The 23,560-nt window shown below is 66.4% G+C and carries 23 protein-coding genes; 14 read left to right on the top strand and 9 right to left on the bottom strand.

Annotated elements, in window-relative coordinates:
• Window positions 1-187: 187 nt before the first annotated feature.
• The 7 genes from G341_RS0103705 (at window position 188) to G341_RS0103735 (ending at window position 8,426) form a co-directional block, all read left to right on the top strand.
• Window positions 188-1,309, top strand: a complete 1,122-nt coding sequence (locus G341_RS0103705; protein WP_018177764.1) for a hypothetical protein — start codon at window positions 188-190, stop codon at window positions 1,307-1,309.
• Between the two features lie 70 nt (window positions 1,310-1,379).
• Window positions 1,380-3,071, top strand: coding sequence for a circularly permuted type 2 ATP-grasp protein (locus G341_RS0103710; RefSeq protein WP_018177765.1), 1,692 nt, complete (start codon window positions 1,380-1,382; stop codon window positions 3,069-3,071).
• Window positions 3,071-4,060: an alpha-E domain-containing protein gene (locus G341_RS0103715; RefSeq protein WP_018177766.1), complete on the top strand. Its 990-nt coding sequence runs from the start codon at window positions 3,071-3,073 to the stop codon at window positions 4,058-4,060. The genes G341_RS0103710 and G341_RS0103715 overlap by 1 nt, the downstream gene beginning before the upstream one ends.
• Window positions 4,057-4,905, top strand: a complete 849-nt coding sequence (locus tag G341_RS0103720) for a transglutaminase family protein (protein ID WP_018177767.1) — start codon at window positions 4,057-4,059, stop codon at window positions 4,903-4,905. Before G341_RS0103715 ends, G341_RS0103720 begins: the two co-directional genes overlap by 4 nt.
• Before the next feature lie 128 nt (window positions 4,906-5,033).
• Window positions 5,034-6,272, top strand: a complete 1,239-nt coding sequence (locus G341_RS0103725; RefSeq protein WP_018177768.1) for a sigma-54-dependent transcriptional regulator family protein — start codon at window positions 5,034-5,036, stop codon at window positions 6,270-6,272.
• A 112-nt stretch (window positions 6,273-6,384) separates the two neighbouring features.
• Entirely contained in the window at window positions 6,385-7,908 is a 1,524-nt protein-coding gene (adh, locus tag G341_RS0103730) for an aldehyde dehydrogenase (RefSeq protein ID WP_026303213.1), read from the top strand.
• Complete coding sequence (locus G341_RS0103735; RefSeq protein WP_018177770.1) at window positions 7,908-8,426, top strand: DUF779 domain-containing protein; 519 nt, start codon at window positions 7,908-7,910, stop codon at window positions 8,424-8,426. Before adh ends, G341_RS0103735 begins: the two co-directional genes overlap by 1 nt.
• Window positions 8,427-8,438: 12 nt before the next feature.
• Here G341_RS0103735 and G341_RS0103740 read toward each other — a convergent pair whose 3' ends face one another.
• Window positions 8,439-8,846, bottom strand: a complete 408-nt coding sequence (locus G341_RS0103740) for a nuclear transport factor 2 family protein (RefSeq protein WP_018177771.1) — start codon at window positions 8,844-8,846, stop codon at window positions 8,439-8,441.
• 107 nt (window positions 8,847-8,953) lie between these two features.
• Entirely contained in the window at window positions 8,954-9,463 is a 510-nt protein-coding gene (locus G341_RS20880) for a PadR family transcriptional regulator (protein ID WP_018177772.1), read from the bottom strand.
• Window positions 9,464-9,556: 93 nt separating this feature from the next.
• Here G341_RS20880 and G341_RS0103750 point away from each other — a divergent pair, with 93 nt between their 5' ends.
• Both G341_RS0103750 and G341_RS0103755 read left to right on the top strand, forming a co-directional pair.
• A complete protein-coding gene (locus G341_RS0103750) occupies window positions 9,557-10,633 on the top strand; it encodes an oxygenase MpaB family protein (RefSeq protein ID WP_018177773.1) in 1,077 nt (358 codons plus the stop codon).
• Between the two features lie 26 nt (window positions 10,634-10,659).
• On the top strand, window positions 10,660-11,571 hold the full coding sequence (locus tag G341_RS0103755) for an alpha/beta fold hydrolase (RefSeq protein WP_018177774.1): 912 nt from the start codon (window positions 10,660-10,662) through the stop codon (window positions 11,569-11,571).
• Between the two features lie 6 nt (window positions 11,572-11,577).
• Here G341_RS0103755 and G341_RS0103760 read toward each other — a convergent pair whose 3' ends face one another.
• Together G341_RS0103760 and G341_RS0103765 are read right to left on the bottom strand one after the other, a co-directional pair.
• The gene (locus G341_RS0103760; RefSeq protein ID WP_051092622.1) at window positions 11,578-12,126 is read right to left on the bottom strand and encodes a type II toxin-antitoxin system PemK/MazF family toxin; all 549 of its coding nucleotides are present in this window, start codon (window positions 12,124-12,126) and stop codon (window positions 11,578-11,580) included.
• Between the two features lie 62 nt (window positions 12,127-12,188).
• Entirely contained in the window at window positions 12,189-13,091 is a 903-nt protein-coding gene (locus tag G341_RS0103765) for a LysR family transcriptional regulator (protein ID WP_026303214.1), read from the bottom strand.
• Between the two features lie 125 nt (window positions 13,092-13,216).
• Between G341_RS0103765 and G341_RS0103770 the strand changes: the two genes are divergently transcribed.
• Entirely contained in the window at window positions 13,217-13,981 is a 765-nt protein-coding gene (locus G341_RS0103770; RefSeq protein WP_018177777.1) for an SDR family oxidoreductase, read from the top strand.
• A 40-nt stretch (window positions 13,982-14,021) separates the two neighbouring features.
• Complete coding sequence (locus tag G341_RS0103775) at window positions 14,022-14,342, top strand: nuclear transport factor 2 family protein (RefSeq protein ID WP_018177778.1); 321 nt, start codon at window positions 14,022-14,024, stop codon at window positions 14,340-14,342.
• Window positions 14,343-14,360: 18 nt separating this feature from the next.
• Here G341_RS0103775 and G341_RS0103780 read toward each other — a convergent pair whose 3' ends face one another.
• Entirely contained in the window at window positions 14,361-15,029 is a 669-nt protein-coding gene (locus tag G341_RS0103780) for an alpha/beta hydrolase family protein (RefSeq protein ID WP_043450495.1), read from the bottom strand.
• Between G341_RS0103780 and lepA the strand changes: the two genes are divergently transcribed.
• Window positions 15,028-16,941, top strand: a complete 1,914-nt coding sequence (lepA, locus tag G341_RS0103785; RefSeq protein ID WP_051092624.1) for a translation elongation factor 4 — start codon at window positions 15,028-15,030, stop codon at window positions 16,939-16,941. The two genes, G341_RS0103780 and lepA, sit on opposite strands and share 2 nt — an antisense overlap.
• A gap of 15 nt (window positions 16,942-16,956) precedes the next feature.
• Here the strand turns inward: lepA and G341_RS0103790 are convergent, their stop codons facing one another.
• Both G341_RS0103790 and G341_RS0103795 read right to left on the bottom strand, forming a co-directional pair.
• Window positions 16,957-17,613: a response regulator gene (locus G341_RS0103790; protein WP_222836579.1), complete on the bottom strand. Its 657-nt coding sequence runs from the start codon at window positions 17,611-17,613 to the stop codon at window positions 16,957-16,959.
• 20 nt (window positions 17,614-17,633) lie between these two features.
• Window positions 17,634-18,743 carry a sensor histidine kinase gene (locus G341_RS0103795; protein WP_043450526.1) on the bottom strand — a complete coding sequence of 370 codons (1,110 nt, stop codon included), beginning with the start codon at window positions 18,741-18,743 and terminating at the stop codon, window positions 17,634-17,636.
• A 289-nt stretch (window positions 18,744-19,032) separates the two neighbouring features.
• On the opposite strand from G341_RS0103795, the gene G341_RS20885 reads away from it, so the two are divergent.
• Window positions 19,033-19,485: a hypothetical protein gene (locus G341_RS20885; protein ID WP_051092629.1), complete on the top strand. Its 453-nt coding sequence runs from the start codon at window positions 19,033-19,035 to the stop codon at window positions 19,483-19,485.
• Window positions 19,486-19,574: 89 nt separating this feature from the next.
• Complete coding sequence (locus G341_RS0103805; protein ID WP_026303217.1) at window positions 19,575-21,611, top strand: M3 family metallopeptidase; 2,037 nt, start codon at window positions 19,575-19,577, stop codon at window positions 21,609-21,611.
• Window positions 21,612-21,649: 38 nt separating this feature from the next.
• Here G341_RS0103805 and G341_RS0103810 read toward each other — a convergent pair whose 3' ends face one another.
• Complete coding sequence (locus tag G341_RS0103810) at window positions 21,650-22,885, bottom strand: KasA/KasB family beta-ketoacyl-ACP synthase (protein ID WP_026303218.1); 1,236 nt, start codon at window positions 22,883-22,885, stop codon at window positions 21,650-21,652.
• The gene (locus tag G341_RS20890; RefSeq protein WP_018177786.1) at window positions 22,882-23,457 is read right to left on the bottom strand and encodes a TetR/AcrR family transcriptional regulator; all 576 of its coding nucleotides are present in this window, start codon (window positions 23,455-23,457) and stop codon (window positions 22,882-22,884) included. The genes G341_RS0103810 and G341_RS20890 overlap by 4 nt, the downstream gene beginning before the upstream one ends.
• Window positions 23,458-23,560: the final 103 nt, after the last annotated feature.

Genomic DNA, 23,560 nt, shown 5'->3' on the forward strand with positions numbered 1-23,560 from the left:
GGTTGCTTGCGCAACTATCTATCGCACGCGCTGGGAGCGGTGCGTTCCAGCTGTCCAGGTTACCAGCGGGCCCGCTTCCTGCCAAAATCGTCGGTCTGACCGGCCGATGACCGCAGTAGCGACTCGTCTGCGTCCGGATTGCCGCACCGTCGAAGCTTGCCAGGCTCAGTCACTAGGGTGACCTGACGTGACCACCGCGAATCGTCAGCAGCGCATCTATCTGCATGTGGGTTTACCCAAGACCGGGACGACGTATCTGCAGGATCGGCTCTGGCGTAACCGTGACGTCGCGATGCGGCGCAGCGGTCTGCTGTATCCGGGCCACGAGATCGATGATCATTTTCACGCTGCCGCCCACCTGCAGCCGGGCCGCTATCTCGACTGGGTCGACCCGGCACATGCCGATGCGTGGCCGGCGATGGTCCGGCAAATGCGGAGCTGGTCCGGACCGAGCATCGTGTCCCATGAGTTGTTCGCGACGGCCACGCCGGAACAGGCCGCGCAGCTCTTGCGTGATCTGGACTTCGCGCCGGTCCACATCGTCGTCACGGTGCGTGACCTCGCCCGGCAGATCCCGTCGGTGTGGCAGGAGAACGTGAAGAACCAGTACCGCGCCACGTTCGACGACTTCGTGACCGCGATCCGCGAGGACGACCCGTCGGCCCCGCCGTTCTGGGAATTCCAGGACTATCCGCGGATCCTGCGGACCTGGGCGGCGGATCTGCCGCCGGAACGGGTGCACGTCGTCGCGGTTCCGCCCCCGGGGAGCCACGACAGCCTGTGGGCCCGGTTCATCTCGGTCCTCGGCGTCGACGACGCAGAACTCGATCGGGTGGTGGACTCGTCCAACGCCGCTCTGACGCCGGTGCAGGTGGAGTTGCTGCGGCAGCTCAACTCCCGGTTGCAGCCCGAGGACATCGAGTGGAGCCGCTACGAAGCGGCCGTCAAGCGGTTCCTGATCGGGTCGATTCTGTTCGAGACGGAACGGGCTGCCGGACAACAGCTCTTGCCGGCCGATCGGATCTGGGCGGCCGAACGGTCGGAGCAGATGCTCGGCGATATCGCCGCCGCCGGCTACCGGGTCACCGGTTCCCCCGACGACCTGAGGGTCGCCGCGGCTACCGACGCGGCGCCGGCCGACCCGATCGGTGAGTCGGCGGTGCTGTCCGAAGCGCTGGATGCGATGGCCGCGATGCTGAAAGTCATGGCGCTGCCGGAGGAGAGGCTCACGGCCGCGCAGCGCGCCAAGGCGATTGCGCGCGGCCCCGCACGTCGCGTGCTCAGTGTCACGCAGCGACTGCGCCGGTAACAGCTTTGCGCGGTAACGAATCGAACCGCGGTGCTGCCGGATGCGGCGATCTGTAGCACGATTCATAGTCATGAACGCCACCCCGACCGCCTCGGGCCGATCCGCCGGATCGGCCAGGACCCGCGCCCGGCCGACGAAAGCGCGAAAGGCGGCGACCGCAGCGAGTGCGGCCCGGGGCATCTTCGACGACTACGGCAATGCGAAGTACAGCAATGCATTTGACGAGATGTTCGATGCTCGCGGCGAGGTCCGCGCACCGTACCGCGGTATCCACAAGGCGCTTGCCCCATCGGCCAACGAGGAGTTGCAGGCCCGGGTCGACGCGCTGGGCCGTGCCTTCATCGACCAGGGCGTGACGTTCTCGCTGTCCGGGCAGGAACGGCCGTTTCCGCTCGATGTCGTCCCGCGGGTGATCTCGGCGGCCGAGTGGTCCAAGCTCGAGCGCGGTATCACGCAGCGCGTGCAGGCGCTGGAGATGTTCCTCGCCGACGTCTACAGCGAGCAGGAGATCCTGCGCGACGGCGTGGTGCCGAAGCGACTGGTGACGTCGTGCCAGCACTTCCATCGGCAGGCGGCCGGAATCGTCCCGCCGAACGGCGTGCGCATCCACGTCGCCGGCATCGACCTGATTCGCGACGAGCACGGCGACTTCCGGGTCCTCGAGGACAATCTGCGGTCGCCGTCCGGGGTGTCTTACGTGATGGAGAACCGCCGAACGATGGCGCGGGTGTTCCCGGATCTGTTCTCATCCCATCGAGTTCGCGCGGTCGGTGACTATGCGACGCATCTGCTGCGGGCGCTGCGCGCGGCCTCGGCGTTCAACGAGGCCGACCCGACCATCGTGGTGCTCACGCCCGGCGTCGCGAACTCCGCCTACTTCGAGCATTCGCTGCTGGCCCGGCAGATGGGAGTCGAGCTGGTCGAGGGGCGAGACTTGTTCTGCCGTGACAACGACGTCTACATGCGCACCACCGAGGGCGAGCAGCGCGTGCACGTCATCTACCGCCGGATCGACGATGAGTTCCTGGATCCCCTGCAGTTCCGGCCGGATTCGGTGCTCGGTGTGCCGGGTCTGCTGAACGCGGCGCGGGCGGGCAACGTCGTGATCTCCAGCGCCGTCGGCAACGGGGTCGGAGACGACAAGCTCACGTACACCTATGTGCCGCAGATCATCGAGTACTACCTGGGCGAGAAGCCGGTGCTGGGCAACGTCGAAACGCTGCGGTGCTGGCTGCCCGAGGAGCGTGACGAGGTGCTGGACCGGCTCGACGAGCTGGTGGTGAAGCCCGTCGAGGGGTCGGGCGGCTACGGCATCGTGTTCGGGCCCGATGCGACGCAGGCCGAGCGGGACACGTTGGCACGCAAGGTGAAGGCCCACCCGCGGGATTGGATCGCGCAACCGGTGGTGCAGCTGTCAACGGTGCCGACGAAGGTCGGCGACGGCCTGGCGCCGCGCCATGTCGATCTCCGGCCGTTCGCGGTCAACGACGGCGAGAACGTCTGGGTGTTGCCGGGCGGGCTCACGCGCGTGGCGCTGCCCGAGGGTTCACTGGTGGTCAACTCCAGCCAGGGCGGCGGCTCCAAGGACACCTGGGTGCTGGCGCCGCGCAGCTCCGATGACGAGCGGGAGCTGTCCGGCGATGAGTTGGTGCGCACCAGCGACCTGCCGACCAGCAACAGCACTGATCAGGGGCCGGAAGTCGTCTCCAGCCAACAGCAACAGCAACAGCAACAGCGGGCGGACGGCGGTGATCGCCGATGATGCTGGCGCGCAACGCCGAATCGCTGTTCTGGATCGGCCGCTACGTGGAGCGGGCCGACGATACCGCCCGCATCCTGGATGTCGCGGTGCATCAGCTGCTCGAGGACGCGACCGTCGATCCCGACCGCACCTGTCGGCTGGTGCTGCAGGTGCTCGGCATGGCCGAGCCGCCGGCCGACGAGGAGCTGGGTGTTCGGTCGCTCACCGAGCGGGTGGCATACGGCGCGGAGGGCTCGGGCTCGATCGCCGACTCGATCGCCCAGGCGCGCGGAAATGCCCGCGGGGCACGAGAAGTCACGTCCAGCGAGATGTGGGAGTGTTTGAACACCACCTATAACGGCCTCGCCGATGCCGAGCGGGCGGCGCGGCGGCTGGGTCCCCACGAGTATCTCTCGTATGTGAAGAACCGTGCGGCGATGTTCGCCGGGCTCACCGACGCCACTCTCAGCCGCGACGACGGCTACCGATTCCTGTTGCTGGGCCGGTCGATCGAGCGCGTGGACATGACGGTGCGCATGCTGCTGTCGCGGGCGGGGGACAGGTCGAGCTCGCCCGCCTGGGTCACTGTGCTGCGGTCGGCAGGGGCGCATGACACGTACCTGCGGACCTATCGCGGTGCCCTGGACGCCAATCGCGTGGTCGAATTCATGTTGCTGGACAGGCTGTTTCCGCGGTCGGTTTTCCACGCGATCACCCTGGCCGAACTGTGCCTGCAGGAATTGGACAGCCGCAACACCAGTCGGGTCGGTGCCCGGGCTGAGGCGCAACGGCTGCTGGGCCGGGCCCGCAGTGGCCTCGAGTTCATGCCTCCGGGAATGCTTCTCGACGAACTGCAGCAGCGGCTGATGGATCTGCAAGCGACGTGTCGGGACGTCACCGAAGCCGTCACGCAGCAGTATTTCCATGTCGCACCATATGTTTCGTGGGCCGGTGTCAGCGCGAGCGATGCCGATCCGCGCGAGCATGCCATCGAGGAGGGTGAGCTATGACGATGCGGCTACGGGTGGTGCACTCCACCGGATTCGCCTACAACGCGCCCGTCACCTCGTCTTACAACGAGGCGCGGCTGACCCCGCGCAGTGACCACCGGCAGAACGTCATCGTGAACCGCGTCGAGACCGTGCCGGCGACCCGCTCGTATCGCTACATCGACTACTGGGGGACGGCCGTCACCGCCTTCGATCTGCATGCGCCCCATGAGGAATTGGAAGTATCGGGTGCCTCGGTGGTGGAGACCGAGCCGGAGGAGTATCCGGACGATGCCGAGCGCGTCGAGTGGGAGGACCTCCCCGGCGAGTACGTGGCCGATCGTTTCGACGAATACCTGACATTCACCAAGTACGTGCCGCGCAACCGCACCCTGGCGGCGACGGCGCGCAAGCTGGCGAAGGGCTTCACGCCGCGCGGCGCGGTGCGAGAGGTGTGCAAGTGGGTGCACGAGGAGATCGAATACGTGCAGGGCACGACCGGGGTGCACACTTCGGCGGTCGACGCCTGGAAGGAACGCAAGGGCGTCTGCCAGGACTACGCGCACCTGACGCTGGTCCTGTTGCGCAGCTTGGGAATTCCGGCCCGTTACGTGTCCGGATACTTCCACTCGAATCCGGACGCGCCGATCGGTGAGACGGTCGAGGGCGAGAGCCACGCCTGGATAGAGGCATGGACCGGTGCCTGGAGCGGATACGACCCGACGAATGACATTCCGATCGGGGAACGACACGTGTCGGTCGGCCTGGGCCGCGACTATTCGGACGTATCGCCGCTCAAGGGCATCTACACCGGTGGCGGCGCGACCGATCTGGACGTCGTCGTGGAGATCACCCGACTGGCCTGACGTTCGGCGCACGGCGAGTCGACTGTGATCGGCGTTACAGTGGAATTCGGCGGGGCGGGGGCTCGGCCGGAAGGAGCGTCGTGTCGTTGAGCGGAGCCACGAACCCCTGGGTGGCATTGCGCCCGGGCATGGATGCTTCGCGGGTCGCGCGGGACGTGGAGTCGGCGCACGACGCGTTCCTGCTGCAGGGCGAGTCCGCCGCCGATGTGCGGCCGGTGGTGCTCGACTCCTGGCAGCGCAGCCTGCGCAACGGTGTGGATCCGGACTCCGAGACGACGGACTCCTGGGCGGACGCCGACCTGCGTTCGTATCGGAATTCGCATCCGATGTCCATCGTGCGGCCCATCGTCCGACGCCTGTTGCTCGACGACATCGCGGAGACCGGGCTGCTGGTGGCGATCAGCGATGCCGACGGCCGACTGCTATGGGTTGAGGGCGATCATGCCGCGAAAGACCGTGCGGCACTGATGAATTTCGCGGAAGGCGCGGACTGGAGCGAACGGCGCGTGGGGACCAACGCCCCCGGCACCGCGCTGGTGGTCGACGACTGCGTACAGATCTTCGCGTCGGAGCATTTCAGCCGGGTGGTGCAGGACTGGAGTTGTTCGGCCGCGCCCGTGCACGACCCGCTCTCCGGTGCGATGCTCGGCGCGATCGACATCACCGGCGGCCCACGGGTCGCCGCGCCGGAGGTGCTGTCGCTGGTGCGGGCCACCGTCGCCGCGGCGGAGGCGCATCTGAGTCTCAAGGCGGCGGGCGCGGCGCTCGGCTCCCAGGTCCGGACCGGCAGCACGCTCTCGGTGTTGGGCGGCCCGGCGGAGCTGGTCCACGAGGGACGCCGCATCCAGCTGTCTCGACGGCATGCCGAGGTGCTCTTGCTGCTCTCCGAGAACCCGGAGGGCATGTCGGCCGATCGGCTCGCGGTGCTGCTCGACGAGGCCGACCTGGACGCGGTCACCGTACGAGCGGAGGTGTCGCGGCTGCGGCGCGTGCTGGGCCCGGACGCGGTCACCTCGCGGCCGTACCGGCTGGCGATACCGCTGCGGACCGATGTTGCGGCGGTGCGATCGGCGTTGGATGGCGGCGATACCTCGGGAGCCTTGGGCCGGTACCGCGGGCCGCTCCTGCCGGAGTCGAATGCGCCCGGCATCGTCGAGCTGCGCGAGGAACTGCGGACCGCGATGCGTGCCGCGTTGCTGCGGGCGGCCGAACCCGGCCTCATGCGGGAATGGACCCTGGCCGCGGACGGGCGTGACGACCGCGACTGCTGGGCGGCGTACCGGGCGTTGCTGGATCCGGCCAGCGCGCGATATGCGCAGGCCAGCGCCCGAATCGAACTCTTGGACCGACGCTTCGGCCGGGGGTGATCGCCCAGATCTCGTCGCTGCTGACACACGCAACGTTGTTGCAACGGTTGCGCTCCTAGTTTGGGATCAGTGACCCGGATCACAGGCCGGGTCGAGGCAAGGAGGATGCGACATGACCGTTTACGCCCGACCTGGGACCGCCGGCGCCGCGATGGCCTACCAATCGCGATACGACAACTGGATCGGCGGCGAATGGGTGCCACCGGTGAAAGGGCAGTACTTCGAGAATCCGACCCCGGTGACCGGCGAGACCTTCTGCGAGGTTGCCCGATCCACGGCCGAGGACATCGACCTGGCCCTCGATGCGGCGCATGCCGCGGCACCGGCCTGGGGCGAGACGTCCGCCGCCGAACGCGCCGTGGTCCTCAACAAGATCGCTGACCGCATCGAGGAGAACCTGGAGGCGATCGCGCTCGCCGAGTCGTGGGACAACGGCAAGCCGATCCGGGAGACCCTCAACGCCGACATCCCGCTCGCGATCGATCACTTCCGCTACTTCGCGGGAGCCATTCGCGCACAGGAGGGTTCGCTGTCCGAGATCGACTCGCAGACCGTCGCGTACCACTTCCACGAGCCGCTAGGGGTTGTCGGACAGATCATTCCGTGGAACTTCCCGATCCTGATGGCCACCTGGAAGCTGGCTCCGGCGCTCGCCGCCGGCAACGCGGTGGTCATCAAGCCTGCGGAGCAGACGCCGGCCTCGGTCCTGTTCCTGTTCAGCATCATCGGCGACCTGCTGCCGCCGGGCGTCGTCAACATCGTCAACGGTTTCGGCACCGAAGCCGGCAAGCCGCTCGCGTCGAGCAACCGGATCGCCAAGATCGCGTTCACCGGTGAGACCACCACCGGGCGCCTGATCATGCAGTACGCGTCGCAGAATCTGATCCCGGTCACGCTGGAACTCGGTGGCAAGAGCCCGAACATCTTCTTCTCGGATGTGTTGGCGGCCAACGACGATTATCAGGACAAGGCGCTCGAGGGCTTCGCGATGTTCGCGCTGAACCAGGGCGAGGTCTGCACCTGCCCGTCGCGGTCGCTGATCCAGCACGACATCTACGACGAGTTCCTCGCGCTGGCGGCCATCCGCACCAAGGCGATTCGGCAGGGCGACCCGCTGGATACCGAAACGATGATCGGTGCGCAGGCGTCCAACGATCAGTACGAGAAGATCCTGTCGTATATCGAGATCGGTAAAGGCGAAGGCGCGCAGGTGCTTACCGGTGGCGAGAAGGCTGATCTGGGCGGCGATCTCTCCGGTGGCTATTACATCCAGCCGACCATCTTCACGGGCGACAACAAGATGCGCATCTTCCAGGAGGAGATCTTCGGCCCCGTGGTGTCGGTGACGTCGTTCAACGACTTCGATGACGCGATCTCGATCGCCAATGACACGCTGTACGGCCTGGGAGCCGGCGTCTGGTCGCGCGATGGCGGCGTCGCCTACCGGGCCGGCCGGGCCATCAAGGCCGGCCGCGTGTGGACGAACACCTATCACCAGTACCCGGCGCACGCGGCGTTCGGCGGCTACAAGCAGTCCGGGATCGGCCGGGAGAACCACAAGATGATGCTCGACCACTATCAGCAGACCAAGAATCTGCTGGTGTCGTATGCACCGAAGGCTCAAGGATTCTTCTGATGGTTCCTGCCCGGGCACTGGCCACCGCGGGGGCGATGGATCTGCTCCGTCGCCTCCGCGGTATGCACGGCGGGCTGATGATGCATCAGTCCGGCGGCTGCTGCGACGGGTCGTCCCCGATGTGTTACCCCGCAGGCGAATTCATCGTCGGTGACCGCGATGTACTGCTCGGGCTGCTGGATCTGCGACTGGCGCCGGGCGAGGTGCCGACCTCGCTCCCGGACGGCGACGATGCCGTGCCGCTGTGGATCTCCGGTTCGCAGTTCGACGTATGGAGCCACACGCAACTCGTGCTCGACGTGGTGCCCGGCCGTGGCGGCGGATTCAGCCTGGAATCGCCTGAGGGGATGCGATTCCTCACGCGGGGAAGAGTTTTCACCGATGAAGAACGCTCCGCGCTGGCTAGTGACGGGGTTGTCACCGGCGCCGACTGGGAGGCCGGCCGACGACCGGCGGTACCGGGAGAGCCGACCGTCGTCGCCGAGGCGTCGGAGGCCTGCCCGGTGCCAGGTCGTTGAAACCGGTTGTGACTAGAGCTGTTTGAGGTCGGTGGGCGCCCAGACAGCGCGCATCGACGAGATCTTGCCGTCGGCGTCGAAGACCATGATGTCGACAGGGGTGATCTCGAACCGCATATCGGCATTGACACCGGTCACCAGCGTGAACTCGAACACGGCAGTGTCGCCGGCGATCTTCTTCCAGTTCAGCTTCGCGGAGCGCTCAGCCATGTTGGTGATGATGCTGTAGAACTCGACGAGCTGCTCGCGGGTGTTGCGGACGTCGGAGCCGATCGGATCCTCGACCGTCGCGGATGGCGCGTACAGATCCGCGATCTCCTCGGCGGTGCCGCTGTCGAGGAGATTGACGTATGCCTCGACGACGGGGGCGATCTTGCTCGCCAGTTCGGTGTTCTTCTGCTCGAAATCGAAAGTCGTCATGGCGGTCTCCTAGGGGTGCGGAACTGGAACGTGTTCTAGTTCCGCTGACGGTATCAGCCGCCGTGGCCCAGATGTTCGGTTTCGTTCGACTGCGCTACCCCGCGGGGCTACTCCGCGGGCTTGACCAGCTCACTCCAATAGCGGATGGATGTGCGTTCGTGTGCGATGGCCGCTTCGAGTGCGCGACGCGGCCCCGGATGAGCCAGACCGCCCGCTTCGCGCAAGAACTCGTACTCCTTGAGGCGGGCCTGATGTGCCAGTAGCTGAACCCGGGCGATGGCCTCCGGGTCGGCGCCGAAGAAGACCTTGAGAATTGCCATGTCGCGCAGTTGCGGCATCTCGCCCGATGCTTGCGTCAGCCAAGAGTCCAGGGCTTCCGTACCTGCGTCGGTGATGTAGAAGCGGGTCTTCTGCCGGGCGGATTCGTCGCTCTCGGCGGTCAGCAGTCCGGCGTCGGCCAGCCGTGGTGGCTCCCGGTAGATCTGTGAGCGCTGAATCGTCCACATATGCGAGACCGTGGCGCCGATCGTGCGCTCCAGTTCGTAGGCGGTGGAACCGGGCGCCCAGCGGACGAGCCCGAGCACGACATAGGAGGTGGGCGTCAGCCGGGGATGCATCGGTTGATTCTAGAACGTCTTGCCGACGAATAAGGTCTATGTAATAGTCCATGTTGGACTATTACATAGACCTCTGCATCGACGGGAGTTCGCATGATGTCTCGAGTCGACCGGCTGCGCAGCATGCCGTTGGAGCCCTGGCTGGAGGCCGGCCGCCCGCTGGCGGAGGCGGTGGTCCTCCGATTGCGGGCGCGGGGAGTCCGGTCTGACGATCTGCTTCCAGCCATCTGCGAACTGGCGACGGACGGTGACGCGCAGTGTCGAGACTTCCTGAAAGATATTGAGACACCGCCGGAGTGGGCGGATTTCGATCGCATGCGACCCGGCGCCGCGATGGCCTGCCGGCACTTCCCGATGCTCGGTGTCGCGTTGCTGCACGGCGGACTGATGACAACCTTCTGCAGTGCCGACGCCGCCTACATCCTGGCCGGCACCAACCGCCTCGAACAGGACGTGGTGCGTCGCATATTCGAGTCGGGCACGCTCTTCTTCGGGGTGCTCGACATCGACGCGCTGCGACCGGGCGGCAGCGCGTGGGAAACCTGTGTGCGGGTGCGGCTGATGCACACGATGATCCGGATGAACCTGGGCAGCGCGCGCGAGTGGCCGCTGCGGGGCGTCCCGATCAATGCGCTGCAGACCTCGGCGGGGCCACTGTTCTTCGGGTCGATGGTGCTTGATCGACTGCGGTCGTCGGGCGCGGTGATCAGTCCCGCGGAGGCCGACGGCTATTACCTGATCTGGCGTTATGTCACCGCCGTGCTGGGCGTGCCGCGCGACCTGCTCGGTGACACCGCGGAGGAGCAGGCGGCGCTCGATGCTCGGGTGCTCGAATACAGCTTCGATCCCGACGACAACTCGCGAAAACTGGCCGACGCCTTGCTGTCCGGGCTCAAGCATCTCCCGCATGCCGAACGCGTGCCGCGGGCGGTGCACGAGGTGCTCGCTCGGCACATGCTGGGCGACATGCGCGCCGACGCCATGGGAATCGATCGTCATCGGCTCGGCTCGTGGCTGGCGCGGGTCGTGGCGCGCGGCCTGACGGCATATGGCTGGTTCCAGCGCATCCCTGTGGTGGCGCCCCGGCTCGAGCGTTTCGGTCGCGGGTATCTGGAAAGGCTTGTGCGTGAGGGCCTGGCCGGCGTGCCGGCCGATTTTCAGCCGCAGTAGCGGTCCGTCGAAGGAACAGGATTCAGATGACAGATCAGCCGAGACCGACTCGCCTGCGGACGTTCACCAACGACGGGCTGACTTTCGATGTCATGGACGAGGGGCCGGTCGACAGCCCCGTTGTCATTGCGCTGCATGGGTTTCCGGATCGGGTTGGGATGCGTGCACTGGCGGCGCCCTTGAGCTCGGCCGGATTTCGGGTGTTGGCTCCCGATCAGCGTGGGTACTCGCCGGGCGCGCGGCCGCGGGGCGTCGAGAACTACACCGTCGACCGCCTCGCCGCGGACATCCTGGCGCTCGCCGACCAGGCGGGTGTCACGAGATTCCATGTCCTGGGCCATGACTGGGGAGCCACCGTGGCGTGGGAGCTGGCCGGCTCGCGCGCCGACCGCGTCTGCACGCTGACCGCGCTGTCGGTGCCGCATCCGCATGCGTTCCTCGCCGCGATACCGCGCGGACAGATATTTCGGTCCTGGTACATGGTGCTGTTCCAGATCCCGTGGCTGCCGGAAAAGCTTATGCTGCTACTGCTTTCGCTGGGCCAGCTGCCCCGACGACTCCGTGGACACGGCCGCGTCGCCACGCGGCTTGCCGACCGGCTGGCGTCGCGGACCCCGGCCGGCCCCATCGATGAGATGTACGCGCTCTGGCGCGAACGTGGTGCTCCCACCGCGGTTCTCAACTGGTATCGCGCGATGCTGCGGCGCACCTCGGGCTACGAAGACGTCGGGATACCAACTCTGTACGTGTGGAGCACCGGCGATCACTTCATCGGACGAACGGCCGCCGAGGCCTGCGTCCGGTACGTCAGCGGTCCGTATCGATTCGAGGTGCTCGACGGCGTCTCCCATTGGATACCCCGGGAGCGTCCCGACGAGCTCGCGGGAATGGTGGCTGCGCATGTTCAGCGCAGCGCGAGCGTGTCCGGCGGCGCGTGAACCGCTTTAGCTCCAGTCGTATTCGGCCCGCAGGCGGTTCGCGATGCGATCGAATCGGTCGCGGCTGAGGATCGCGCCCTCGCGGCGGATCCCGGCCTCGGGCACGTCCAGGACGCGGTCGAGGCGGATGAAACTCTCCCGGCGTTCGTTGTCCCAGCTGCCGGACCCGATGGACTCCCAGTCCGAGTCGTCGCGGCGGTGCTGCTGGCTCGAGAGCATCAGGCCCAGCAGGTGCTTGCCGTCCCGGCCGACGACCAGCACCGGACGGTCCTTGCCCTCGCCGTTGTGCTCCTCGAACTCGACCCATGTCCACACGATCTCGCCCGGGTCGGCCTGGCCGTCCAGCTGCGGCGAGTGCTCGATCGACCGCGCCCGGCTGCCGGTGTCGTGAAAGGTGCCGGTTATGGGCCGCCCGGCGCCGGCCGCCGACCCGGAGCCCAGACGTTGCTGCAGCGCAGCCTTGCCCTTGTCGAGAGCGCCGGACTTCTGCAGTTCGCGATACAGCTTCGGCCCGTGCTGTTTGGCGAGCGAGAACACGGTTCCCCAAGTACCCATACGGTCAGGGTAGGTCGTGGCCGAAGGGCGGCGCGGCAAGGCATGGTCGGCGGCCCGCCGCGTCAGGAGTCGAGGGCGGCCAGCAACGCCGTGCGAAACCGGGACACCGTGTGCGGCAGCCATAGCGCCTGCACCGGCGACAACGGCGGTGTCTCGAAGTCCTTCACGACGGCGCGACCACCGAGCGTCGGCCCGGCCGGATCGGTGACGAACACGCAGGCCTGACGATCGACGAGAGCCGCCGTGGCGGGCGGCGTTCCCTGCACCCGGTTGATCCGCAGCTCCGGCTCGATTCCCGCACGCCGACAATGGGATACCAGGAAATCCGTGTAGAACGATCGTCGCTCCGGCGCCCAGACGATGACCGGGTGCGTGGCGAGATCGTCCGCGATCCGGATCCGGTCCCGGGCGGCCAGGGGATGGTCGGCGGCGACGGCGAGCCGCATCGGCTGATAGGCCACGATCGCCGACGTCAGCCCGTCCGGGGTCGTGACGCCCCGACGGAGTATCAGGTCGGCGGACCCGGATATGAGTTCGTGGTGAATATCGTCGGGAAACACCTGGCGCACGGTGACCGATGTGTCGGGCCAGTCGTCGAGCACGGGCTCGATCAGCGAGAACACCTCGGCGTTGGACAGTGCGGGGGAGTGTCCGACGACGAAGGCGGGCGCTGATCCGTCAGCGCTGCGTCGTACGGACTCGGTGAGCCGCCGCGCGCCGGCCAGTAGCGGCCGTGCGCCTTCCAGGAGATCCTCGCCGGCGGGAGTCAGGGTCAGGCGGCGATGTTGGCGGTGGAAAAGGGTCACGCCCATCTCGCGTTCGAGGCGGCGGATTGCGGTGGACAACGCCTGCTGGGTGATGAAGAGGCGCTCCGCCGCGGCCGCGAGGGTCTCGGTTTCGGCCACTGCAACGAACTGCTCGAGCCGGCGGGTATCCGGGACCGCAGAGGCTGGCTGAACAGGCATATACAAACACTAGTTGATTATTCATCGAAAACATTCGATGGAAGTTGATCTCTACCGCTCCTAGCGTCGAATCCGAGAAGACCACGAGGTCGATCGCACACAGGAAGCCACGAAGGAGACATCACATGACCACTAGCGCGTCTGTATTGCTGGAGAACAAGAGCGCCGTCGTCGCCGCCGGCGCGAAGAACCTCGGCGGGCTGATCTCGCGGCAGTTCGGCGAGCTCGGCGCCAACGTTGCCGTGCATTACAACAGCGATTCGTCGCGCCCGGACGCGGAGAAGACCGCCGCCGAGGTCGAGGCGGCTGGCGCCCGCGCGATCATCGTGCAGGGCGATCTGACCGTCCCGGGCAACGTGACAGCGTTGTTCGATGCGGCCGTCGAGGCATTCGGCGGCGTAGACATCGCCGTCAACACCGTCGGCAAGGTGCTGCGCAAGCCGATCCTCGAAACCACCGAAGCGGAATACGATTCGATGTTCGACATCAACTCGAAGGCCGCCTACTTCTTCATTCAGGAGGCGGGAAAACGACTGCGCGACAACGGGTCCGTGATGACGATCGCCACCTCGTTGCTCGCCGCGTTCACCGACGGCTATTCGACCTATGCGGGCGGTAAGGCGCCGCTGGAACATTTCACGCGGGCGGCGGCGAAGGAGTTCGCCGATCGGGGTATCGCTGTCAACAACATCGCGCCCGGCCCGATGGACACGCCGTTCTTCTACCCGCAGGAGACCCCGGAACGGGTGGATTTCCATAAGTCGCAGGCCATGGGCAATCGGCTCACCGAGATCGAAGACATCGCCCCCATCGTCATCTTCCTTGCGACGCAAGGACATTGGATCACCGGTCAGACCATCTTCGCCAACGGCGGCTACACCACGCGATAAGCGTGGACCATTGGCCAGAGATCAACAGGAGACAGAGATAATGACCGAACTGCCAGCACCCGTTCAGGCTTCGATCGACTCGACGAATGCCGGGGACTTGGCCGGCTTCCTCGCGACGTTCACGTCCGATGGGGCAGTAGACGATTGGGGCCGGGTCTTTCGTGGGTCGGCCGAGATCACCGGCTGGAGCAATGCGGAGTACATCGGCAAGAACGTCACGCTGTCGGTGACGTCCAGCACCACCGAAGGCGACCAGACGATTGTCATCGCGACCGTTGGCGGCGACGGTTTCAACGGCCCGTCGACGTTCACCTACACGGTTGACGACGGCGGAGTGTCGCTGATGAAGATCACCGCCTGACGATTCGGCGGCGCGGCGTCAGAGCAGGTACTGCTCCACCGCGTCGCCGGTCAGCCGGGCGACCGGCTTCTTGTCCGGGTTGAGCTCGTGACCGACCCCGGTGATCTCCACGATGTGGACCGCCGCCGGGATCGCCGCCACCGCCGACTCCAGCTCCGCGCTGGTCGCGAACGGGTCGGAGCTGCCATGGATGATCACCGTCGGCCGGGTGACGTCCGGGAAGTGCTCGGTGCGCAGGCGATCGGGCTTGCCGGGCGGATGCAGGGGATAGGCCGTCAGCAGCAGTCCGTCGGCGACCGCGGGGTCTTCGGCGACGACCATCGAGGCCTGCCGTCCGCCGTACGACTGGCCGCCCACGAGCACCGGGACGTCCCCGGCGAGCGCGCGCATGGCCGCCGCTGCCGCGACGATCCCGGCCCGGTCATCGGCGGATTTGCTGGGCGACGGCGGCCCCTTCTCGCGTCGCTGGCGATAGGGCAGGTCGATGCGGCCGACCAGCAGGCCGCGCTCGCATAGGTCCACCGCGAGCGCCCGCAACAGCTTCGATTGGAAGTTGCTGCCGGCACCGTGCGCGATCACGACGGCGGCGATCGGATCACGGTCGGGGCGGTGCAGCGCACCGACGATATCGACCCCGTCGAGCGTCTGCTGCCAACTGGTCACGCCTGGCTTGGAAGCGGCTGCCATGCATCAACGCTCTCATGAGAAACTGGTGGCTGCTATTTCGCCACAAGGAGTGAGACAAATCAGCTTCGCCGATACGACGTTCACCGATCCCGCCCGGATCCGTAACTTCTGCATCATCGCCCACATCGACCACGGCAAATCGACCCTGGCCGACCGGATGCTGCAGCTGACCGGCGTGGTCGAGGAGCGGGCGATGCGCGCGCAGTACCTCGACCGCATGGATATCGAGCGCGAGCGCGGCATCACGATCAAGGCGCAGAACGTGCGGCTGCCCTGGACCGTGGACGGTCCCGAGGGCAAGACCGACTACGTGATGCATCTCATCGACACCCCCGGTCACGTCGACTTCACCTACGAGGTCTCACGCGCGCTCGAGGCCTGTGAGGGCGCGGTGCTGCTGGTCGACGCCGCCCAGGGCATCGAGGCGCAGACGCTGGCCAACCTCTACCTGGCGATGGACAAGGATCTCGAGATCATCCCGGTCCTCAACAAGATCGACCTGCCGGCCGCCGATCCCGATAAGTACGCCGCCGAGATCGCGCACATCATCGGCTGCGAACCGGATGACGTGCTGCGGGTCTCCGGCAAGACCGGCGAGGGCGTCGACGCGCTGCTCGACCGCGTGGTCGCGAAGGTCCCGGCGCCGGTCGGCGATCCGGATGCGCCCGCACGGGCCATGATCTTCGACTCGGTCTACGACACCTACCGCGGCGTCGTCACCTATATCCGCGTGGTCGACGGGAAACTCATCCCGCGCGAGAAGATCGCGATGATGTCCACCGGGGCGACCCACGAGCTGCTGGAGATCGGCATCGTCTCGCCGGAGCCGAAGGCCACCAAGGGGCTCGGCGTCGGTGAGGTCGGCTACCTCATCACCGGCGTGAAGGACGTCCGCCAATCAAAGGTCGGCGATACTGTCACCACCGCGCGGCACGGTGCGACCGAGGCGCTCACGGGCTACCAGGAACCGCGGCCGATGGTCTACTCCGGCCTGTACCCGGTGGATGGTTCCGACTACCCGGACCTGCGTGATGCGCTCGACAAGCTGCAGCTGAACGATGCCGCGCTCACCTACGAGCCGGAGACCTCCGTGGCGCTCGGGTTCGGATTCCGTTGCGGCTTCTTGGGTCTGCTGCACATGGAGATCACCCGCGAACGTCTGCAGCGCGAGTTCGGGCTCGACCTGATCTCGACGGCGCCCAACGTGGTCTACCGCGTGGTCGGCGAGGACGGCAAGGAGCAGATCGTCACCAATCCGTCGGACTGGCCGGACGGCAAGCTGCGCGAGATCTACGAGCCGATCACCAAGACCACGATCATCGCGCCCAGCGAATTCGTTGGCACCATCATGGAGCTGTGCCAGTCGCGCCGTGGCGAACTCGGCGGCATGGACTATCTGTCGGAGACCCGCGTCGAGCTGCGCTACACGCTGCCGATGGCCGAGATCATCTTCGACTTCTTCGATTCGCTGAAGTCGCGGACCCGCGGCTACGCCAGCCTCGACTACGAGGAGGCCGGCGAGCAGGGGGCCGCGCTGGTCAAGGTCGACATCCTGCTGCAGGGCGAGGCCGTCGACGCGTTCAGCGCGATCGTGCACAAGGACGCCGCGTTCGCCTACGGCAACAAGATGTGCACCAAGCTCAAGGAGCTCATCCCGCGCCAGCAGTTCGAGGTTCCGGTGCAGGCCGCGATCGGCTCGAAAATCATTGCCCGCGAGAATATTCGGGCAATCCGCAAGGATGTGCTCGCCAAGTGCTACGGCGGTGACATCAGCCGTAAGCGCAAGCTGCTCGAGAAGCAGAAGGAAGGCAAGAAGCGGATGAAGACGATCGGCCGGGTCGACGTCCCGCAGGAGGCATTCGTCGCCGCACTGTCCTCGGATGCCGCGTCCGACAAGCCCAAGGGCAAATAGCCTGCACTCGGGCAGTCAGTCTGCACCGGGTACGACGAGGCCGGTCTCGTAGGCCGCGATTGCCAGCTGCGTGCGATCGCGGGCATCGAATTTCGTCAACAGCCGCGAAATGTGTGTTTTCACGGTGGTGACGCTGATGAACAACGTCTCGGCGATCTCGGCATTGGTCTTGCCGGTCGCAATGGCGTACAGCACGTCTCGTTCGCGATCGGTCAAGGTGTTGAGACGTTCGGAAGCAGGCAAGGCGGCGGGGCGCGCGGCAGCGAATTCGTTGATCAGCCGTCGGGTCACCGACGGGCTGAGTAGAGAGTCGCCGTCCGCAACGGCCCGGATGGCGTCGATCAGCCGCTCCGGCGGGGTGTCCTTGAGGACGAAACCGCTTGCGCCGGCGCGCAATGCGGCGAATACGATCTCGTCGTCGTCGAACGTGGTGACCACGAGAATTCGGGAGCGGAGCCCGCGAGACACCAGATGTGCGGTTGCCTCGGTACCGTCCATCACCGGCATTCGCACATCCATCAGCACGACGTCGGGATCGCTTCTCTCCGCCTGCCGCAGCGCCTCATCGCCCGTGGCGGCCTCGCCGACCACGCGCAGTCCCGGCGAGGCATGGATGAGCGCTCGCAGCCCCGCACGCACGAGCGCTTCATCATCGGCGATCAACACCGATATATCCTGCGGTGCAACGTCGTTCACAGTGGGATCACCGCCTCGACCTGATAGCCGCCGGCGACATTGCCCACGGACAGGGTTCCGCCGTGGGCGGCAACTCGCTCACGCATCCCGGTGAGACCGAGACCCTCGTGGACTTCCGATGCCGCCCCGATGCCATCGTCGACCACGCGCACCACCATCGAGCCATCCACTCTGACGATCGTGACGACCGCGAGCCCGGCGTCGGCATGCCGGACCACATTCGTCAGCGCCTCCTGCACGATACGGTAGGCCGTCGTCTGCAGTCGGCGATCGAGGTCGGCGTGATCGGTATTGTCCGCCAGCTGAATTCGCAGATCACCGGGCCAGTCCGTGACCACGAGGTCATCCAGATCGGCCAGTTGCGGGCTAATCGGCGGCAGGTCCGTGCGGGCCGTTCGCAAGACGCCGCGCACCTCGTCCAGGGCGGCTCGGCTGGATTCCTCGATGGCGGACAGTGCGTTGCGTGCCTCGGTCGGGTCGGTGTCAAGCACGACGCGGGCGACACCGCTGCGCAGCGCGATCATGCTGAGCGTGTGTGACACCACATCATGGATGTCACGAGATACCCGCAGTCGTTCCTCGGCGCGAATCCGCGCCTCGGCCTGCTTTTCGGTCTCGTGTTGCTCGGCGAGGTGCTGGCGTCGATGGCTGCGTTCGCGGCCGGCGAGGGTTCCGATGAGCCAGGCGGGCACCGCGACGGCCAACTGCACCGCATCCTGGTCATGCTGGCTGTGCATCGCGAAGGCGATCCAGCCGCCGATCAGCGTGACAGTCGACGCCAGCAGGCTGTATGCGAGCGACTGCCGCCACGGCAGTCGATAGGCGACCCAGGCGACGGCGATCCCGAAGGCGGGTCCCGCATTGCTCACGAAGCCGGTGAAACGCACGTCCGCCAGCGACGCGATCAGCAGCACGGTGGCGACCGCCAGCAACGCCGGTACCGGAAACCGGCGGCTCCACACAGTGGGAAGAATTGCTGCGGCGCCCAGCGCGGCCGCGGCCCACGCCGAGGTGCCGGCGGCCGGATGAGCGATCTGCGGCCCGGTGAACACGGCAAAGCAGGCCACTGCAATTGCGGCGTCGGCCGGCGTTGTACGGGCACGCATTCGGTCACCATAATGCCGGGGCATCCCGCTGCGCAGCAGTCGCACGATCGATGGCCGGGTCGTTCGTGCGGAGGACCCCGGCATAGGAAGAATCGATTCCGCGGTCGGAGAATACCGGGCCGCAGACGGATGCGAGCGACGCCGCAGCTACGGCATCGTTCGCCGCATGAATACGAGACAAGTGCATCTTTCGCGGACGCTCGTCGCCGTCTGCGCGGCGGCGGTTCTACTCGGAATCATCACGGGAGCAATCGATTACGCGAATCGTGGATCGGACACAGTCAGGCACGTGGCAGGTACCAGCGCGTGGGGGATCCACCTCGGACTGACCGTCGTGGCGCTGGTGTGGATCGGGGCAGCGACGAGGTGGACGTGGTTGCGGCCGCCCGCGCCGCTCGCAGCGGAGTGTGCGCGGCGGGTCGGACAACTGTGTCGCCATCGTCGCCGGCTCCGGCTGGGGCGGATGCGCATGGCCGCGATCACGGTGCTGTCGTTGCTGTGCTGGTACCTGCTGTGGCGGATGGGCGAACAGATCGTCGGCGGGCTGAACCCCGATTTCACCGCGAACGCGTGGGGCGGGCCCAGCTATTTCGGTGCGATGTACTGTCACTACCTCGACTGCTCGCTCATGATCGCAGTCTCGATCATGATCATCGATCGGCTCCTTCCCCGCGGTCAGGGGTCGGCTGGCCACCCTCGCCGCTGGAGGGCGACTCACCCGTGTGTTTCCCATCATTCGTAAGCCGTTGTGTAGTCGTGGCATAGTCCTCGACTTCCTGGTGCCGGGCGCGAAGCGTCGCATACCGCTGCCATCGCCCTATGATCGGGTTCATGTCGATCGATGCGCTGCTGACGCCCAGCCCACATCCGCACGGCTTGCCAGATTTCTCGGCATTCGAAGACGCCGATTTTCGGCCGGCATTCGATCGCGCGATCGCCGCGCACCGGGCCGAGGTCGAGCGGATCGCCGGCGATCCCGTCCCGCCCACGTTCGTCAACACCATTGAGGCGCTGGAGCGTTCGGGACGCGAACTGGCGCGCGTCTCCGGGGTCTTCTTCAACCTGATCGGGTCCGACGCGAATCCGGTGCGCAAGCAGGTCGCCACCGAGGTCGCGTCGCTGCTCACCGAGCATGAGAACTCGATAGCCCTGCATCCGCAGCTGTTCGCCCGCGTCGCGGCGGTCTACGCAGCGCGGCATGAGCTGGGCCTGGACGAGCCCGCGCTGCGGCTGCTGGAGAAGCGATATCGCGCCAGCGTGCGGCGCGGTGCCCAGCTCGACGCTGACGGTCAGGCACAGATGCGCGAGATCTCCGCTCGGTTGGCGGTGCTGACCACCGAATTCTCCCAGTTGGTGCTGGATGACAGCAATGCCGCGGCACTGCTCGTCGACGATGCGGAAGAGCTTGAAGGCCTGGGGGATTCGGCGATCGCGGCCGCGGCGGCGGCCGCGGAGGCCGCGGGACATTCCGGCCGATACCTGCTGCCGCTGGATCTGCCGACCAGCCAGTCGGCGCTGGCGGCGCTGCAGCGCAAGGATGTTCGGCAGCGGCTGCTCGATGCCGCGGCCGGTCGCGGGGCGCGCGGCAACGAGTTCGACACCCGCGCGCATGTCTTGGAGATCGCGCGCCTGCGGGCCCGCCGGGCCGAACTGCTCGGTTACCGCGATCACGCGCACTACGTCATCGAGGACGAGACGGCGCCGGATGTCGATACGGTCGCGGAGCTGCTCGGCCGATTGACGGCGGCGGCCAGCCTCGCCGGCGGGCGCGAGCTCACTCGGCTCACCGCCCTGTCGGGCGATCCGATGGATGCCGCCGACGTCACGTATTGGCTTGCGCAGGAACAGAAGTCCGGCTCGGAGACGAATCTGGACGATTTCGCCGACTACTGCGAGCTGGACACGGTGCTGACCAAGGGTGTGTTCTACGCCGCGGCCCGGCTGTATCGCCTGCGGTTCACCGAGCGGCATGATCTGCCGACCTACCACCCGGACGTGCGCGTGTGGGAGGTGTTCGACGAGCACGGCACTGCCATCGGTCTCTACCTCGGCGACTACTTCGCGCGGCCGTCGAAACGCGGTGGGGCGTGGATGAACAACTTCGTCGACCAGTCGACTTTGCTCGGCGATACGCCGGTGATCGTCAACGTTCTGAACGTCACGAAGCCGGTGGGCGACGCACCGTGCCTGCTCAGCGTCGACGAGCTGACGACGTTGTTCCACGAGTTCGGCCACGCGCTGCACGGGCTGCTGTCGACGGTGCGCTATCCGTCGCAGTCCGGCACGTCCGTGCCGCGTGACTTCGTCGAATTCCCTTCCCAGGTCAACGAAATGTGGGCGCTGCATCCGGAGGTACTGGCGAACTACGCGGTGCATCACAAGACCGGCGAGCCGATCCCGGCCGAGCTCGCCGCGGCCGCCCGCGCCGCGGGCCAGGAGGTGTCGGCACACTCGACGCTCGAGTATCTGGCGGCGTCCGTGCTGGACCTGGCGTGGCACCGGCTCACGGCCGAGCGGGCCGACGCCATCACCGACGTGGAAGCCTTTGAGGCGCAGGCACTCCGGGATGCCGGACTCGGCCTGGAGCTGATCCCGCCGCGGTACCGCAGCACCTACTTCAACCACATCTTCGGCGGCGGCTATTCGGCCGGGTACTACTCGTACATCTGGTCGGAGGTGCTCGACGCCGACACCGAACAGTGGTTTCTCGACGGCGGCGGGCTGCGCCGCGAGCGCGGTGCGCGCTTCGCCGATGCCGTGCTGTCCAAGGGCGACAGCGTCGATCCCATTGCGGCGCATCGAGACATGCTCGGCCGCGAACCGCGCATCGAGCCGTTGCTGCGGCGGCGGGGGTTGCTGCCCGCCTAGCGGCATACCCTGTGGCGCAATTCTTATTGCCGCATTCGCTAGCGCGAGAATGCGAGCGCGACGTTGTGTCCGCCGAATCCAAACGAGTTGCTGACTGCGTGATCGATACGGCAGTTGCGCGGTGTATCGACCACGTCGAGATAGTCGATGTGGGGGTCGGGCAGCTCGTAGTTCAACGTCGGAGGGATGGTCTGGTTGGCGAGGGTCTGGACGGTCAACGCGGCCTCAAGTGCGCCCGCCGCGCCGATGGAATGCCCGAGCGCCGACTTCGGTGCGTAGATCGATGCGTGTACTCCGATCGCAGAGCGAATGGCCTTGGCCTCGGCCAAGTCTCCGATACCGGTCGACGTAGCATGTGCGTTCACATGGTCGACATCCTTCGGCGCCAGCTGCGCCCGACGCAGCGCGCCGGTGATTGCTCGTGCGGCGCCTTCGCCCTCAGGGTGCGGTGGCACGAGGCTGTGGCCGTCGGAAGTTGTTGCGGCGCCGATTAGTCGTGCCAGCGGCGGCGCTCCGCGTGCGCGTGCGTGAGACTCGCGTTCGACGATCATGAGTGCACCTGCTTCGCCGAATACGAAACCATCGCGGTCGTTGTCGAACGGGCGCGATGCGGCGGCGGGATCAGTGTTGCGGGTGCTCAGGGCGCGCATCATTGCGAAGGCTGCGATCGGGACGGCGTGGATCCGTCCCTCGACTCCGCCGGCAACGACGATGTCGGCTTCGTCCATGACGATCATCCGCCAAGCCTGTGCGATTGCCTCTGCGCCTGACGCGCACGCGGAAACGGGCGCGGATACACCGGCTTTCGCCCCGAGTTCGACCCCAACGCAGGCTGCCGGCCCGTTCGGCATCGTCATTTGTACCGCGAGCGGGGAGATCCTTCGATAGCCCTTCGCACGCATCGTGTCGACAGCGTCCACCAGCGCGTCGGCGCCGCCGAGGCCGGTGCCGATCACCACCCCAAGCCGATAGTTGTCGACGTGAGGCTCTCCCGCGTCACGCCACAGCCGGCGGGAAAGCGTGACGGCAAGCTGCTCGACGTATGACATACGGCGGGTCTCCACGCGGCTGAGAAGTGTTGCCGGTGGGGTCACCAACTGTCCACCGATGCGCACCGGCAGATCGAACTCCTCGAGCGCCGGATCATCAAGTGCTCGAATCCCCGACTCGCCACTCAATAACCGCTCCCAAGTACCGTCCAATGAATCGGCGATCGATGTAGTCGCCGATATCGTCGAGATGACTACGTCATCAAACTCCTTGCACGAGTTCACCCCTTGTGCTCCTTGGTGTGAACAGCCTGCGCGTCTTGGGTATCGGCGCAGGGGATCACGGCCGCGACCAGTTGGTCCGCGGCAGCGTTCACTCTCTGCTCATCGCCGGTGATGAGCAGGTCGAGAACCAGACCACGCAGGCCTGACACGAGCAGGGTTGCCGTCACGGCCGGGTCGGTGGCCAGCTCGTATCGCTCCTGCAGCACGCTCGCAACATCCGCAATGGGCACGCGGACTGCGTCCAGCGCGTAGTCGGCAAAGCTGCTTCCGGGGACTGTCGCCGCGGCCAATACCTGGAGGAGCGCACCGAGACTGGCTCGCGACTCAGGGGTACCCGCGAGGTCGGCGTTGCTGGTGGTGAAGTCGCGGCGAGCGTCCGGCCGAAGCGCGGTCAATGCTTCGATCAGCAGCTGTTCCTTGGTGCCGAAGTAGTGCAACAGCATGCGAGCCGAAGTGCCGAGCCGCTCCGCTAGTGGTCGTAACGACAACTGCGACAGGCCTTCTACTGCGATGTAGTCGATCACTCCATCGAGCAGTTCAACTCGCTTAGCCTCGTCCCTGGGTCGCGCCATGGTCAGTTAATGTAACGATCGATGAATAAATTGGCAAGATTGACCGGTGGCTGGGGCGAGTCTCGATTGATGGCGAGGTGTCCGCTTTGTCTGTATTGTCGAA

The organism is Jongsikchunia kroppenstedtii DSM 45133 (assembly GCF_000380485.1).
In the GTDB taxonomy this organism is placed as follows: domain Bacteria; phylum Actinomycetota; class Actinomycetes; order Mycobacteriales; family Mycobacteriaceae; genus Jongsikchunia; species Jongsikchunia kroppenstedtii.

Excerpts from the sequence above, each read along its gene's own strand:
- G341_RS0103760 (WP_051092622.1), bottom strand. The coding sequence starts at position 12,126 with ATGGGTACTTGGGGAACCGTGTTCTCGCTCGCCAAACAGCACGGGCCG.
- G341_RS0103805 (WP_026303217.1), top strand. The coding sequence starts at position 19,575 with ATGTCGATCGATGCGCTGCTGACGCCCAGCCCACATCCGCACGGCTTG.
- G341_RS0103720 (WP_018177767.1), top strand. The coding sequence starts at position 4,057 with ATGACGATGCGGCTACGGGTGGTGCACTCCACCGGATTCGCCTACAAC.
- G341_RS0103795 (WP_043450526.1), bottom strand. The coding sequence starts at position 18,743 with ATGCGTGCCCGTACAACGCCGGCCGACGCCGCAATTGCAGTGGCCTGC.
- G341_RS0103770 (WP_018177777.1), top strand. The coding sequence starts at position 13,217 with ATGACCACTAGCGCGTCTGTATTGCTGGAGAACAAGAGCGCCGTCGTC.
- lepA (WP_051092624.1), top strand. The coding sequence starts at position 15,028 with ATGCATCAACGCTCTCATGAGAAACTGGTGGCTGCTATTTCGCCACAA.
- G341_RS0103725 (WP_018177768.1), top strand. The coding sequence starts at position 5,034 with ATGGATGCTTCGCGGGTCGCGCGGGACGTGGAGTCGGCGCACGACGCG.
- adh (WP_026303213.1), top strand. The coding sequence starts at position 6,385 with ATGACCGTTTACGCCCGACCTGGGACCGCCGGCGCCGCGATGGCCTAC.
- G341_RS0103775 (WP_018177778.1), top strand. The coding sequence starts at position 14,022 with ATGACCGAACTGCCAGCACCCGTTCAGGCTTCGATCGACTCGACGAAT.
- G341_RS0103755 (WP_018177774.1), top strand. The coding sequence starts at position 10,660 with ATGACAGATCAGCCGAGACCGACTCGCCTGCGGACGTTCACCAACGAC.
- G341_RS0103750 (WP_018177773.1), top strand. The coding sequence starts at position 9,557 with ATGATGTCTCGAGTCGACCGGCTGCGCAGCATGCCGTTGGAGCCCTGG.
- G341_RS0103780 (WP_043450495.1), bottom strand. The coding sequence starts at position 15,029 with ATGGCAGCCGCTTCCAAGCCAGGCGTGACCAGTTGGCAGCAGACGCTC.
- G341_RS20880 (WP_018177772.1), bottom strand. The coding sequence starts at position 9,463 with ATGCATCCCCGGCTGACGCCCACCTCCTATGTCGTGCTCGGGCTCGTC.
- G341_RS0103735 (WP_018177770.1), top strand. The coding sequence starts at position 7,908 with ATGGTTCCTGCCCGGGCACTGGCCACCGCGGGGGCGATGGATCTGCTC.
- G341_RS0103710 (WP_018177765.1), top strand. The coding sequence starts at position 1,380 with ATGAACGCCACCCCGACCGCCTCGGGCCGATCCGCCGGATCGGCCAGG.
- G341_RS0103765 (WP_026303214.1), bottom strand. The coding sequence starts at position 13,091 with ATGCCTGTTCAGCCAGCCTCTGCGGTCCCGGATACCCGCCGGCTCGAG.
- G341_RS0103740 (WP_018177771.1), bottom strand. The coding sequence starts at position 8,846 with ATGACGACTTTCGATTTCGAGCAGAAGAACACCGAACTGGCGAGCAAG.
- G341_RS0103715 (WP_018177766.1), top strand. The coding sequence starts at position 3,071 with ATGCTGGCGCGCAACGCCGAATCGCTGTTCTGGATCGGCCGCTACGTG.
- G341_RS20890 (WP_018177786.1), bottom strand. The coding sequence starts at position 23,457 with ATGGCGCGACCCAGGGACGAGGCTAAGCGAGTTGAACTGCTCGATGGA.